Here is a 13,398-nt window from a genome sequence, read left to right as displayed (position 1 = left end):
CCCGCACCCGCCTGGCCCGCGCCCGCACCCGCCTGGCCGGCTGCCACCGCGGCCGCGCCTGTCGCCTGCACCGCCGCGTACGTGCCGACGGGCGTGGTGTCGAGGATGGCGACGTCGAGGGCGCGGCCGGTCGCCGTGACGCTGCCTTCCGAGAACCGCGGCACACCTTCCTGAAACACCACACCCGTACCCGCCTTGCCGATGACCGGCCCGGCTTCGTCTCCGTAGTGCAGCCGCATCAGCAGCTGTTTCGGGAAGGCGAGGAGCGCGCCGTCCGACGCTTTGAAGCCCGGCGTCTCCAGGTTGGCCAGGTTGTTGGCGAGCATCTGCTGCAGGCGCTCGTCAGCCAGCATCCCGGACGCCGCCGTGGTCAGGCCGCGAATCATCGCACCCGCCTCCTCTGCTCCGGCTGCCGGCGGCGTTTGGCGAGGCTCCGGATGCGCTGCCAGTGCGGGCTCTCCAGGTACTTGCCCGTGCCGAGCACCACGCACTTCGCCGGGTCGTCGGCGATGTGGACCGGTACCTCGAGCTCCTGCGTCATCAGCTTGTCCAGGCCATGGACGAGCGATCCGCCGCCGGTGAGGACGATGCCCTTGTCGAAGATGTCGGCCGCGAGCTCCGGCGGCGTCTGCTCCAGGACCGCTTTCGTCGCCGCGACGATGGCCTCGACCGGTTCGCGCAGCGCCTCGTACATCTCGCGCGCATGCACCGTGATGGTCTTCGGCAGCCCGCTCATCAAGTCGCGGCCGCGCACGTCGCGCTGACCGTCGCGGCCGTCGGGCAACACCGTGGCCAGCTCTTTCTTCAACTCCTCCGCCGTGCGTTCGCCGATGAGCAGGTTGTACTCCCGCCGGATGTAGCGGATGATGGCGTCGTCCATCTTGTCCCCCGCAACCCGCAGGGAGGCCGACACCACCACATCCCCGAGCGACAGCACGGCGATGTCGGTGGTGCCTCCTCCGATGTCGACGACCATGCTGCCACTCGGCTCGAAGATGTTCAACCCGGCACCGATGGCGGCCGCTTTCGGTTCCTCAATCAAGTCCACGTGCTTGATGCCGCACGCCTCCGCCGCCTCCCGCACCGCCCGCTGTTCGACGGAGGTGATGCTGGCGGGGACGCAGATCATCAACCGCGGCCGGAACATCACGCTCTTGCCGATGCTCTTGCGGATGAAGTGGCGCAGCATGATCTCCGTCACTTCAAAGTCTGCGATCACGCCTTCGCGCAGCGGCCGGATGGCCACGATGTTGCCCGGCGTCCGCCCGAGCATTTGCCTGGCTTCCTCCCCGACCGCCACAACCTGTTTCGTGAGTTGGTCGATGGCCACGACCGACGGTTCGTCGAGGACGATGCCCTTGCCCTGAACGTGCACGAGCACCGTCGCCGTGCCGAGATCGATGCCGATATCCTTGGAAAACATGTACGGCGAGTCCTCCCCGAGTGAGCGTGTATCCGAGCGCCTCTGATGCGTACGATGGCAGGCGGTATGTTGACGAGTGGCAGGGTGAGACGAGAGTGTTGGTCGCCGCGCGTGCGATGCGAGTCAGTGAAGACTTCTACAGACCTTGGGAAACTCCTCTCTGCGGCTCGTAATTTTTGCCCGCCTTCTTCCCCTGGTCCTGTTTGTGGTACTTCCTCTTCGTCGCCTCGCCGCCGCGCAGGTGGCGGATGGATTTGTGGTATTCGAGGATCTCCTTGACCTGGCTCGCGAGCTCCGGGTTGATGTCAGGCAGCCGTTCGGTGAGGTCCTTGTGCACCGTGCTCTTGGAGACGCCGAACTCGCGGGCGATGGTGCGGACGGTGTTGCGGGTTTCGACGATGTATTCACCGATTTTCAAGGTGCGCTCTTTAATATAGTCATGCACTCCCCTCGCCTCCCCATTCTTTTCAAATGGTCTGATACAGTATATGAGGGGGTGTACACGGTATGCCACGGTTACGGCTTGTCACGTTCAATTTTGTCCATATCACTCTTTCTTTCTCTCGATTACGCCACGGGAAATAAAAAATAGACCGCTCACGTGAGCGGTCACTCCCATAGAGCATATGATGTGCCTGGCTCGAAGCATGTGTGCGCTGCCTCAGGGCTTGGGCAAGAGCGTGGAAGGATCCACCGGTTCGCCGTCTTTCAAGACCGCGAAGTAGAGGTGGTTGCCCTGCGCTGCCTCGAAGCGGTTGCTGCCGCTGGTGCCGATGGGTTGGCCCTGCGCCACGGTGTCGCCGGCCTTGACATTGACCTTTCCGAGCGACTGATAGCGCTCCACGTACCCGTCGGCGCTGGTCACCTCGACCGTCTGTCCGTACAGCTTGTCGCCCTCGACGCGGGTCACCTTGCCGTCCGCAGCCGCGACGACCGTGAACGCGGCGCCGTCCTGGGACTTGATGTCGAGCCCCTCGTGCGGGTACCAGCCGTGATCGTAGAGGACGAGCGCGTGCGCCTGTTGCTGCGCGTTCCCGTTCACCGGGAAGAAGCCCATGCTGACCACCGGCGTCACCCCGGGCGCCACAGGCCAGATGAACTCCTCGGCGGTCGTCACCGTCGGCTGTGCGGGACCGGGAGCCTGCTCTGTCGATGGCGGCGTGCCCATCTGCGTCTTGATGTACATAAGGCCGATGATGACCGCGGCCGCGCCCAGGTAGACGGCAGGATACACCCAGCGCTTCGAAAACAGACGCCGGTTCAACCACTTTCGCGCACCCGCTGCGTCCGGCGCCGGCTCCTGCAAGGCTTCATGGGGATTCTCTGTCTCGGGTTGCTTTGGATGCTTGGTTTCATCCATTGTGGCCTCACCTCATTAGGCCAGTGTCGCCACGATGGATGAAATCTATACCTCCGGACCTTCGTAGCGGTGAAAGACGCGCGAGGCCGATGTGCAAGCGGTGTGCAGAGGCGTACGGAGGCGTGCAGCACGGGCGCAACCAAAGGATGCAGCGTGCGCGGAAAGAAACAGGCCGCGGCGAGGCGGGTCAACCGCCCGACGCCACGGCCGCGCCCGGCTTCACTTCGACGACGGCATCGTCCTCCACCCGCTGGATGCGGGCGCCGAGCATCTGAAACTTGCCGACCAGGTTGTCGTAACCGCGGTCAATGTGGTGCAGCCCGTGCACCTCGGTGATGCCTTCGGCCATCAAGCCGGCGATGACGAGCGCCGCCCCGGCGCGCAGGTCGGTCGCCATGACCTGGGCGCCATAGAGGCGGTCGACGCCTTCGATGATGGCCGTCCTGCCTTCGATGTGGATGTTCGCACCCATGCGCTGCAGCTCAGCGGCGTGCATGAAGCGGTTCTCAAACACCGTCTCCGTCACGGTGCTGGTGCCGCGCGCCGTGGTCAGGCACGCCACCATCTGCGCCTGGAGATCGGTCGGATACGCCGGATAGTAGTGCGTCTTCACGTCGAGCGGCTGCAGGCGGCCGCCCTGTGCGGGCCAGACGCGGATACCGGAGACGTCGTCCTCCACCTCCACCCCGGCCTCCTCCAGCTTGGCGAGGAGAGACGTCAGGTGGTCCGACAGCGCGTTCTCGACGTAAACCCCCTGCCCCATGACGGCACCGGCGAGCAGGAACGTCCCTGCCTCAATCCGGTCCGGGATGACGGCGTGCGTCGCCCCGCACAGCTCCGGCACCCCGTCGATGCGGATGGTATCCGTCCCCGCGCCGCGAACGCGGGCGCCCATCTTGTTCAGGTAGTTGGCGAGATCGACATTTTCCGGCTCTTTGGCGGCGTTCTCGATGATGGTCTGGCCGCGGGCCAAGCACGCCGCCATCATGATGTTCTGCGTCGCCCCGACGCTGGGGATGTCGAGGTAGATGCGCGCCCCGTGCAGCCCTTCGCGCGGCGCCCGGAAATGCACGCACCCGTTCTCGATGACGGCGGTCGCCCCCATGGCCTCCAGCCCTTTGATATGGAGGTCCACCGGCCGCGGCCCGATGTTGCACCCGCCGGGCAGGGCGATGACCGCCTCTTTGAACCGCGCCAGCAGCGGCCCGGCGACGACGAACGACGCCCGCATCCGCCGCACCAGCTCCGGCGGCGGCTCCACGCTATGTATCCGCTCCGCGTTGATCCGCACCGATCCGTTCACGCGCTCGACCACGGCGCCGAGCGAGGCCACCGTCTGCATCATGTTCTCGACGTCCAAGAGGTGCGGCACGTCTTCGATCACGCTCGTGCCCTTGGCGCCGAGGAGACTGGCTGCCAAGATGGGCAGCACTGCATTTTTTGCGCCGCTGACGCGCACCCGGCCGCGCAGTGGATGCCCGCCTTCAATCAATATCTTCGCCATGGGTAAGCCCCCGTCTCGCCGCAGGGTCTTTGCTTCCCATCAGAGCCTCGATGAGCCGGCATCCGACCAAGCGGCTCGGCGTTCGGCCCGGCTGCGGACGGGCGAATGGCCCGGCGCCTGCCGTCACTCTGCTGGAAAAGCGCGCTCTGCATGCGGAGATCAGTCTAGCATTGGAGAACTCGGGAAGACAAGCGCGAAATTCCGCCGCTGTTCGACACGCCGGGACAATCCTGTGGCAGATCCGCATCCGCGCGCCTTGCGGCGTTCCGGGATGGAAGTCGCGGGGCCGCGCACGCGGGTGCGCGGGTGAGGTCTGCTGCGCCAAGGATGCGAGGCCGTCTCCCTCAGTATGCGCGGATGGGCGCGCCATTATGAAATCAGGGCAACGCGAGGCGGAACGCCTGAGCGGCCGCGACGTACAGGATGGCGACAAGGCCGCAGACCAGGCCGCCCGCGAGGGCGAGCAGGAAGCGGAGCAGTCTCGCCTGGGGGCCGAACGGATCGGCCAGGATCCGGTCCCAGCGGAGGATGCCGAGCGCCCACCACGCGGCGTATGTCCCGGCGAGCAGGGCGGCGATGAACACCGCCCCGTCCACCGCCGCCGCGACCGAGTACAGCGGGTTCATGTCAGAACCACCGCTGCAGCGCGAGCGGGTGGAGCAGCGACGCCGGGACGATGCCGAGCACCAGGGTGGCCAGGGCGCACACCGCAATCAGGCTGTGGATGGCCGCCTGGCGCGCAGGCGCCGGCGCCGGTGCCACGTCCGGCGCGGCTGCGGCGCCGACAACCTGTACCGCCGCGGCGCCGGCAGCCTGTGCCGCCGCGCCCTCTCCCGCATCCGCCGGTGCACCCTCTGCCGCCGGCCGCTGGAATACGCGCCGCAGCCAGCCCAGGTAGTAGTAGAACGAGACGACGCTCGTCGCAAACAGAATCACGGCCAGCCACACCCCGCGGGCGTGGATGGCGGTGGTGAAGATGTACACCTTCCCGACGAAGCCCGCCGTGAGCGGCATCCCCGCCAGCGAGAGCACGAACACCGACAACGCGGCCGCCAGCCACGGCGAACGGCGGTAGAGGCCGATGAGGGCGTCCGCGTCCACCGTGCCCCGTTCGCGGCTGACGATCTCGACCACGGCGAACGCCCCCACCGTCATGAACGTGTACGCGAAGAGATAGAACGCGATGCTGTCGAACAAGGCGTACCAATCGGTGTATGGGGTCGCGCCGAAGAGGGCGAACGGCACCATGACGTAGCCCGCCTGGGCGACGCTCGAGAACGCCAACAGCCGCTTCATGTTGCGCTGCGGCAGCGCGATGAGGTTGCCGACAATCATCGTGACGGCCGCCAGCACGCCGAACCAAGAGAACAGGTTGGAGGCCACGGCGTTGAACAAGAACAACATCACGCGCAACAGCATCACGAACGCCGCGGTCTTCGCCAGCGTGGCGAGGAAGGCGCTGACCGGCGAGGGCGCGCCGTCGTACGCATCGGGCGCCCACATGTGGAACGGGACGAGCGCCAGCTTCACACCCATCCCGGCGAGCATCAGCACGAACGACAGGGCGACCACCGCCGGGTACGACGCCCACAGCGACGTGGCGTCCATGCCAATCTGCACCAAATTTGTGTAACCGGAGATGCCGTAGATGAACGTCATCCCGTACAGCAGCACGGCCGATCCGATGGAACCCATCAACAGGTACTTGAGGCCGCCCTCGACGGAGCGCGCGGACCGCGTCCGCACCGCCACGAGCACGTAGCTCGCCACCGACAAGAGCTCCAGCCCCACGTACAGCGTGATGAGATCGATGGCGGTCGCCATGGCGAGCGCCCCGACCACGGCGAACAACAGCAGGTAGGTGTGCTCACCCGCCACGTGGTGGCGGCGGCTGTAGTCGAGCGTGAACCAGAGGATGAGCAGCGTGGTGATGAGGATGAGCACGCTGAACACCGATCCGATGGCGTCAATCACCATGGTGTTCAGGGTCAATTGCGGCTGGGCGTAGAAGTGGGCGATGGCCACCGCCAACGCCACCGCCACCCCCAGCATCGCGATCCCGGTGAGCCACGCTTGGGCCCGGCGCCGCAGCAAGAACTCGAGGATCATGACGACAAACGCGGTGGCGGTCACCACCAAGAGCGGCCCCATCGTCAGGAAGTAGTGTTGGTGCAGCATATCGAAGTTGATCACGCCCGTGTCACCCCCCTATCCCGAGCAGCGTCCGCACGGTGAAGCCGAACGGATGGCCGATGAGCTGCGGCCAGACGCCGATGAGCAAGACGAGTCCTGTGAGCACCACGATGGCCACCCACTCGCGCGGCCGCGCGTCGGCCCACCCGTCCGCCGCCTGGACCAGCGGCCCGAAGGTGGTTCGCTGGATGGCGTACAACAGGTACACCGCCGAGAGGATGACGCCGAGCAGCGCCACAAACGACGCGGCCGGATAGGCGGTGAAGCCGCCGATGAACGTCTGAATCTCGCTGATGAAACCGCTCGTCAACGGCAGGCCGAGCGAACCCAGCGCCGCGAACAACAGGAACCCCGACAGGTTCGGCATCGCTTTGGCCAGGCCGCCGAGCCGCGGGATGGCGAACGTCCCCGTCCGCTCCGCGAGCGCCCCCGTGACCGCGAACAACAGCGCCGTCAGGATGCCCGAGGAGACCATCATGAACATCGCGCCCTGCAGGCCGGCGGCGTTGAAGGCGGCGATGCCGAGGAGCACCAAGCCCATGTGGCTGATGCTGCCGTAGGCGATGAGCCTCCGCCAGTCTTTCTGCGCCCATGCCGCAAACGCGCCGTACAACAGGTTGATGACCCCCATCACCGCGAGGAACAAACCAAAGCCGTGCACCTGGTCCGGCAGCATGCCCGCGCCGAAGCGCAGCAGGATGTAGGCCCCTGTCTTCGTCAGCACGCCGCCGAGCAGCATGTTGGTCGGCGTGTCCGCCTGCTCGTTCGCGAGCGGCAGCCAGCTGTGCAGCGGCACCAGCGCCTCCTCGATGAACACGGCGATCACGATGGCCACAAACAGCCACCAGCGCACGGATGGCGGACAGACGGAAGCCGCCAGGTGCGGCATCTGTGCGGCGAGGCGCGCGATGTCGAACGTCGGTCCGCCCGGCATCGCCGGCTGCACCCCGCCCGGGGCGAACGCGCCCGCCGCCGCGTACAGGATGCCGGCGAGGGCGGCGAGCAGGAACACGCTCGACAGGCCGCGGTAGATGAGGAACTTGAACGCCGCCTCCCGCCGCCGCGCCCCGCCGAACAGGTACAGGAGGAAGAACGACGCGAACAACGCCAGCTCCACGGCGGCGAAGAAGGTGAACGCGTCACCCGCGGCGAACACCGCGTTGACCGCGGCCACAAGGAGTGACTGCCAGAAAAAGTACTCTTTGCAGCGGGGCTGCCCGCGCGGGACCATCACCGCCGCGAGGAGGCCGAGCAACGCGGCGAGCGTCACCAGCGGCAGCGACAAGCCGTCGAGCGTAAACGTCAGATCTATGGAAAGATTGCCCCCGAGCCACATCCCGGGCAGGGTGAACCAGTGCAGGGCGGTGTGGATGGGGTTGGCCGCCGCGCCGAACTGAATCCAGGCCGCCACCGCCAACGCCAAGGCCACCGCATCCCCCGCGAGCGCCACCGCGCGGTAGGCGCGCCAGGCACGGCGCGGCAGGGCGAGGACGACGACCGCGGCGATGAGCGGCGACACGGCCAGCCAGAACGGAAGTCCCATGTCAGAACACACCTCCTGCCCGGATCATCGCGATCGCGATGATCACCACGAGCGCGACGGCCGCCACGGTCCCGTACGCCTGCACCTGGCCGGTCTGCGTGTATTTGAGGCACAGCCCGGCGAGGTAGACGATGCGGCGGACGAGGTGGACCAAGCCGTCCACCACGTAGCGGTCGAAGCCGTCGACCACCGCGGCGATGAACTTGCCCGGCGCCACCACGACGGCGTAGTAGATCTCATCGAAGTAAAACTTGCGGTACGACAGGCGGTAGAGCGGGCCGATGTCCTCCGCTTTCCCCTCCGACGCGATGCGATCCACCGCCGCCGGCCGGGCGTACAGCGCAGCCGCCAGCGCGATGCCGGCGAGGCCGACGAGGACGCTTATCAGCATCACCGTCACGTCGGCGCGCTCGGGCGCCATGTACCCTCCCAAGCCTGTTTGGTACAGCGAGAGGTCCGGCGTGAGGAATTTGCCGAGCCCATACCCGTTCAGCGGGCTGTTGAAGAAGCCCGCGATGGTCGCCAGGATGCCGAGGATGACGAGCGGCACCGTCATCACCCAGCCGCCCTCGTGCGCGCGGGCGTGCTTCTCCGCGTCGCGGGCCGGGCCGGCGAACGCGAGGAAGAACGCCCGGAAGATGTAATACGCGGTGCAGAACGCCGTGACGAGGCCGATGGCATACAGCGCGGGATGGCCATGGCGAAGCGCGCCGGCGAGGATGTCGTCCTTCGACCAGAAGCCGGCGAACGGAAAGATGCCGGAGAGCGACAGGGCGCCGGCGAGGAACGTCCAGAACGTGACGGGCATCTTCCGGCGCAACCCGCCCATTTCGAACAAGTCCTGGGTGCCCAAGGCGTGAATGAGCGAACCGGCGGCGAGGAACAAGAGCGCCTTGAAGAACGCGTGCGTGAACAGGTGAAACACGCCCGCGGCGTACGCGCCGACACCCAGGCCGAGCATCATGTATCCGAGCTGCGAGATGGTCGAATAGGCGATGACCCGCTTGATGTCCCGCTGGGTGAGGGCGATGAGCGCGGCAAGCAGCGCCGTGAAGCCGCCAATCCAGGCGACCGTCGTGAGCGCCGCCTGGCTCGCGGCGAACAGCGGATACATGCGCGCGACCAGGTAGACACCCGCCGCCACCATGGTGGCCGCATGGATGAGGGCGGAGACGGGCGTCGGGCCCTCCATGGCGTCGGGCAACCAGACGTGCAGCGGGAATTGCGCCGACTTGCCCACCGCGCCGACGAAGACCAGGATGGCGGTGAGGACGAGCAACCCGTCGTTCGAGATCCACCCGAGATGGAGCTGGTGGTTCGCCGCGGCTTGCAACACCGTCGTCACGTCGAACGATCCGCTCGCGAGGAACAGCATAATGATGCCGGCAAACAATCCCGCGTCGCCGATGCGGGTGACGATGAACGACTTTTTCGCGGCCAGCGCGGCTTCCGGCTTGAAGAACCAGAACCCGACCAACAGGTACGAGCACAAACCGACCATTTCCCAGAATATGTACAGCTGCAACAGGTTCGGCGCGATGACGAGGGCGAGCATCGAAAAGACGAACAAGTTCAGGTACTGGTAGAACACCGCGAACCGCTCGTCCCCGTGCATGTAGCCTTTCGAAAACAGGAGCACGAGCGTGCTGACCGCGCTCACGACGACGAGCATCAGGGCGTTGAGCCGCGTCACCTGGATGCCCGCCTCCAGCGTGTACGATCCGACGTGCAACCACGGGAACGTGTACGTCGCCGGCTGCCCCGCGTCACGGAAGACGCCGAGGCTCAGCAAAAACGAGATGAACGTGAGCGCCGTCGACACCCCGGCCACCAGCCACTCCGGTGCGCGCCGGCCGAGGACGAGCAGGAACACGTACGCCACCAGCGGCAGCAGAGGTACGAGCCACGCGTGCGCCGCCATAACATCACCCCTTTCACCACTTGTGCTGGTCCATGTCCTCCACATGCGTCGACCGGCGCGTGCGGAAGGCGGCGAGCAAGAGCGCGAGCCCGACCGCGATTTCGGCCGCCGCCACCGTGATGGTGAACAAGGCGAACACCTGGCCGTGCAAACCCGGGCTCGCCCCGAGGCGGGAGAACGTGACCAGGTTGATGTTCGCCGCGTTGAGCATCAGCTCGATGGACACCAGCACGATGATGAGATTCCGCCGCGTCAGCGCCCCGTACAGGCCGATGCAGAACAGGATGGCCGCGAGCGCCAACAGCGACGTCGCCGGGACCTGGATGGCGCCTGCACCTCCCATGTCACTCCCCCTCCTTCGGCGGCCGGGCGAGGATGACCGCGCCCACCAACGCCACGATGAGCAAAAGCGACACCAACTCGAACGGGATGGTATACGTCTTGAACAGCATCAAGCCGATGGCGACGGCGTTCGGGTGGCCCTGGTTGATGTCCGTGGCGGCATCCCCCTGCGGCCATTGCACCGACCGGATGACGAACCACAGCACCGCCGCCAGCGCGAGGCAGCCCAACGCCGAGAACACGCGCCGCACGGTCCACCTCGCCTCCGGTTCCACCGCCTCGTGGTTCGTCAGCATGATGGCGAACATCAAGAGGATGGTGATGGCTCCGGCGTAGATGAGCACCTGCGAGATGCCGACAAACTCCGCGCCGAGCAGGATGTACAGCGCCGCGCAACCGATAAACACCCCGCCGATGGCCAGCGCCATGTAGATGACCTTCTGGAAGCTGAGCAGCATCACGGCGCAGGCGAGGATGGCGAGCGAGATGAGGAAGAACGCAATCATTTCCGGTGTCCACAGGATCTGCATCACGCCTCACCCGCCTGTTCGCCGCCCGCCGGCCGCGTCACCCGGTCAGGGTGCGCCCGCTCGTAGCGCAGTTGGTTTTCATACAGCCAGTGCATGTCGAGGTACATGCTGTCCCGGGTGTAGTCGGCCAGCTCGAACGTGTCGGACATCAGGATGGCCTCCGTCGGGCAGACCTCGGTGCACAGGTCGCAGAGGATGCAGATGTCGAAGTTGATGTCGAACGTGTCAATCCGCATCTTCCGGTTCTCGTCCCGGGTCCCGGAGAGGGAGATGCAACTGGTCGGACAGATGCGCGCGCACTGGTGGCAGACGATGCACAACTCCGGGATGAACCGGTGCACGCCGCGAAACCGCTCCGGCCACTCCGGCCGCACGTCCGGGTACTGCAGCGTCACCTTTTTGCGCGGCAATTGGCTCAGCGTCACGCCCAGGCCTTTCAGGAAGCCGAACATGGTATCCCCCCAGGCAGGTTCAGATGAATGCCTTCACGACGGCCGTCAACACGATGTTCAACAAGGCGAGCGGCAACAGCACCTTCCAGCTGAACGTCATCAACTGATCCACCCGCAGGCGGGGCATCGTGGCGCGCAGCCAGAACTGGAAGAAGATGAACGCGGTCACCTTGATGGCGAACCACAGCCACCCGGGCAGCCACGGCCCGCTCCAGCCGCCGAGGTACAGCGTCGCGAGGAGCGCCCCCATCGCGAACACGTAGACGTACTCGGTCAACATGAAGAACGCGAAGCGGAAGCCGCTGTACTCGGTGTGGTACCCGGCCACCAGCTCCGACTCGGCCTCCGGCAGGTCGAACGGCGTGCGGTTGATCTCGGCCGTCGCCGCAATCAAGAACACGCAGAAGCCGAGGAATTGCGGCACGATGTACCACCAACCGTGCGCCTGCGCCGTCACGATGTCGTTCAGGTTGAGGGTGCCCGCCAAGAGCACCACGCCGACGATGGACATCCCGAGCGGGATTTCGTAGCTGAGCATCTGCGCCGCGCTGCGCATGCCGCCGATGAGGGCGTACTTGTTGTTCGACGCCCAGCCGCCCAGCATCACGCCGTGAATCGTGATGGCGGAGAGGGCGATGTAATAGAGCGCCCCCACGCCGAGGCCGGCGGTGAAGACGTGCTGCATCGAGAACGGGATCACGGCGAGCACCATGAACGACGGCACGAAGGCGATGACCGGCGCGAGGAGAAACATGGCCCGGTCGGCGCCGGCCGGGATGACATCTTCCTTCACCAACAATTTGATGATGTCCGCCACCGTCTGCAACAGGCCGAACGGCCCGACGCGGTTGGGCCCGATGCGCCCCTGCATCCAGCCGATGACCTTCCGCTCGGCGAGGATGGTGTACGTCACCACACCGAGCGCGATGAGCAACACGATGACGCCGCCGATGACCATCGCCAGCAGGTGGAGTCCGGTGAGCGGCCCGGTTTGCCAGTTCCACATCACGCGTCCACCTCCCCGAGCACGATGTCGACGGCGCCGAGGATGGCGATGAGATTCGCAATCGGCTGACCTTTGAGCAACCGGGGCAGGATTTGCAGGTTGACGAACGACGGTTTGCGGATCTTCATCCGGTACGGCTTGTCCTTGCCGTCGCTCACGATGTAAAACCCGAGCTCGCCGCGCGCCCCCTCGATGGCGCTGTAGTACTCGCCCGCCGGGACGCGGATGACCTTCGGCACCTTGCCGAGCACCGGCCCGCTCGCCGGGATCTGCTGCAGCGCCTGCTCGACGATGCGCAACGACTGCTCCATCTCCAACAGGTGCAGGTAATAGCGGTCAAAGCAGTCGCCGTTCTTGCCGACCGGGATGTCGAAGTCGAACCGGTCGTAGATGCTGTACGGCTTCTTCCGCCGCAGGTCCCACTCGTACCCGGTGCAGCGCAGGTTGATGCCGGACAGGCCGTACGCCAGCGCCGTCTCCGTGTCGTAGACGCCGACCCCGCGCACCCGGTGCAGAAAGATCTCGTTGTTCGTGATCAGCTCGTCGTACATCTTGATGCGTTCGCGCATGAACGGGACGAACGCCGCCACTTCCTCCAGCCATCCGGGCGGGGCGTCCCACTTCACGCCGCCGATCCGCATGTAGTTGTACGTCAGGCGCGCACCGCAGATCTTGTTGAACATCTGGACGATGCGCTCCCGCTCCTGGAACACGTACAAGAACGGGCTCATCGCGCCGAGATCGAGGAGGTACGTCCCGATGAACAGCAGGTGGGACGCGATGCGGTTGAGCTCCATCACGATGACGCGCAGGTATTCCGCCCGCTCCGGGATTTCCAGCCCGAGCGCCTCTTCCACCGTGTGGCAGAAGGCGTAGTTGTTCAGCATCGCGGCCAGGTAGTCAAGCCGGTCGGTGTAGGGGATGATCTGCGTGTACTGCAGGTCCTCCGCCAGCTTTTCGGTGCCGCGGTGGAGGTAGCCGATGACCGGATCGCAGTCGAGGATGGTCTCGCCGCTGAGTTTGACGAGCAGCCGCAGCACGCCGTGCGTGCTCGGGTGCTGCGGGCCGACGTTGAGCAGCATCTCCTCTTCGCGGACGGTCGCCTCCATGGCCGGGGTCAGTCG

14 protein-coding genes are annotated in these 13,398 nt (G+C 65.9%); all 14 read right to left on the bottom strand.

What is annotated here, in order from left to right; genetic code table 11:
* The coding region (locus IEX97_RS10470) for a flagellar basal body protein (protein ID WP_229776807.1) at window positions 1-386 on the bottom strand (386 nt) is incomplete at its 3' end.
* Entirely contained in the window at window positions 383-1,423 is a 1,041-nt protein-coding gene (gene mreB, locus IEX97_RS10465; RefSeq protein WP_188882875.1) for a rod shape-determining protein, read from the bottom strand. The genes IEX97_RS10470 and mreB, both read right to left, overlap by 4 nt.
* Before the next feature lie 136 nt (window positions 1,424-1,559).
* Complete coding sequence (spoIIID, locus tag IEX97_RS10460) at window positions 1,560-1,868, bottom strand: sporulation transcriptional regulator SpoIIID (protein WP_188882874.1); 309 nt, start codon at window positions 1,866-1,868, stop codon at window positions 1,560-1,562.
* A gap of 216 nt (window positions 1,869-2,084) precedes the next feature.
* Window positions 2,085-2,783: a M23 family metallopeptidase gene (locus IEX97_RS10455; protein WP_188882872.1), complete on the bottom strand. Its 699-nt coding sequence runs from the start codon at window positions 2,781-2,783 to the stop codon at window positions 2,085-2,087.
* Window positions 2,784-2,970: 187 nt separating this feature from the next.
* Window positions 2,971-4,287: a UDP-N-acetylglucosamine 1-carboxyvinyltransferase gene (gene murA / locus IEX97_RS10450; RefSeq protein ID WP_188882870.1), complete on the bottom strand. Its 1,317-nt coding sequence runs from the start codon at window positions 4,285-4,287 to the stop codon at window positions 2,971-2,973.
* Between the two features lie 377 nt (window positions 4,288-4,664).
* Window positions 4,665-4,913 (bottom strand): DUF1146 family protein, encoded by a 249-nt coding sequence (locus IEX97_RS10445; RefSeq protein ID WP_188882869.1) that lies wholly within the window; start codon window positions 4,911-4,913, stop codon window positions 4,665-4,667.
* A 1-nt stretch (window position 4,914) separates the two neighbouring features.
* On the bottom strand, window positions 4,915-6,480 hold the full coding sequence (locus IEX97_RS10440; protein ID WP_188882868.1) for an NADH-quinone oxidoreductase subunit N: 1,566 nt from the start codon (window positions 6,478-6,480) through the stop codon (window positions 4,915-4,917).
* A gap of 7 nt (window positions 6,481-6,487) precedes the next feature.
* Entirely contained in the window at window positions 6,488-8,023 is a 1,536-nt protein-coding gene (locus IEX97_RS10435) for a complex I subunit 4 family protein (protein WP_188882866.1), read from the bottom strand.
* A gap of 1 nt (window position 8,024) precedes the next feature.
* Window positions 8,025-9,944 carry an NADH-quinone oxidoreductase subunit L gene (nuoL, locus tag IEX97_RS10430; protein WP_188882864.1) on the bottom strand — a complete coding sequence of 640 codons (1,920 nt, stop codon included), beginning with the start codon at window positions 9,942-9,944 and terminating at the stop codon, window positions 8,025-8,027.
* Between the two features lie 13 nt (window positions 9,945-9,957).
* On the bottom strand, window positions 9,958-10,287 hold the full coding sequence (gene nuoK, locus IEX97_RS10425; protein ID WP_188882862.1) for an NADH-quinone oxidoreductase subunit NuoK: 330 nt from the start codon (window positions 10,285-10,287) through the stop codon (window positions 9,958-9,960).
* A 1-nt stretch (window position 10,288) separates the two neighbouring features.
* A complete protein-coding gene (locus IEX97_RS10420; protein WP_188882886.1) occupies window positions 10,289-10,816 on the bottom strand; it encodes an NADH-quinone oxidoreductase subunit J in 528 nt (175 codons plus the stop codon).
* Entirely contained in the window at window positions 10,816-11,268 is a 453-nt protein-coding gene (locus IEX97_RS10415) for a NuoI/complex I 23 kDa subunit family protein (protein WP_188882860.1), read from the bottom strand. The genes IEX97_RS10420 and IEX97_RS10415 overlap by 1 nt, the downstream gene beginning before the upstream one ends.
* Before the next feature lie 19 nt (window positions 11,269-11,287).
* Window positions 11,288-12,274, bottom strand: coding sequence for an NADH-quinone oxidoreductase subunit NuoH (gene nuoH / locus IEX97_RS10410; protein WP_188882884.1), 987 nt, complete (start codon window positions 12,272-12,274; stop codon window positions 11,288-11,290).
* Window positions 12,274-13,383, bottom strand: a complete 1,110-nt coding sequence (locus tag IEX97_RS10405) for an NADH-quinone oxidoreductase subunit D (RefSeq protein ID WP_188882882.1) — start codon at window positions 13,381-13,383, stop codon at window positions 12,274-12,276. Before IEX97_RS10405 ends, nuoH begins: the two co-directional genes overlap by 1 nt.
* Between the last annotated feature and the right edge of the window lie 15 nt (window positions 13,384-13,398).

Origin of the sequence: Paenalicyclobacillus cellulosilyticus (genome assembly GCF_014647315.1) — a bacterium.
GTDB lineage: Bacteria > Bacillota > Bacilli > Alicyclobacillales > Alicyclobacillaceae > Alicyclobacillus_J > Alicyclobacillus_J cellulosilyticus.
The sequence above is the reverse complement of the archived record's forward strand: the minus strand, read 5'-3'. Positions and strand labels throughout refer to the sequence as shown.

Coding starts and splice junctions, on each gene's coding strand:
- mreB (WP_188882875.1), bottom strand. CDS start 1,423: ATGTTTTCCAAGGATATCGGCATCGATCTCGGCACGGCGACGGTGCTC.
- IEX97_RS10455 (WP_188882872.1), bottom strand. CDS start 2,783: ATGGATGAAACCAAGCATCCAAAGCAACCCGAGACAGAGAATCCCCAT.
- murA (WP_188882870.1), bottom strand. CDS start 4,287: ATGGCGAAGATATTGATTGAAGGCGGGCATCCACTGCGCGGCCGGGTG.
- IEX97_RS10445 (WP_188882869.1), bottom strand. CDS start 4,913: ATGAACCCGCTGTACTCGGTCGCGGCGGCGGTGGACGGGGCGGTGTTC.
- IEX97_RS10435 (WP_188882866.1), bottom strand. CDS start 8,023: ATGGGACTTCCGTTCTGGCTGGCCGTGTCGCCGCTCATCGCCGCGGTC.
- nuoL (WP_188882864.1), bottom strand. CDS start 9,944: ATGGCGGCGCACGCGTGGCTCGTACCTCTGCTGCCGCTGGTGGCGTAC.
- nuoK (WP_188882862.1), bottom strand. CDS start 10,287: ATGGGAGGTGCAGGCGCCATCCAGGTCCCGGCGACGTCGCTGTTGGCG.
- IEX97_RS10420 (WP_188882886.1), bottom strand. CDS start 10,816: ATGCAGATCCTGTGGACACCGGAAATGATTGCGTTCTTCCTCATCTCG.
- IEX97_RS10415 (WP_188882860.1), bottom strand. CDS start 11,268: ATGTTCGGCTTCCTGAAAGGCCTGGGCGTGACGCTGAGCCAATTGCCG.
- nuoH (WP_188882884.1), bottom strand. CDS start 12,274: ATGTGGAACTGGCAAACCGGGCCGCTCACCGGACTCCACCTGCTGGCG.
- IEX97_RS10405 (WP_188882882.1), bottom strand. CDS start 13,383: ATGGAGGCGACCGTCCGCGAAGAGGAGATGCTGCTCAACGTCGGCCCG.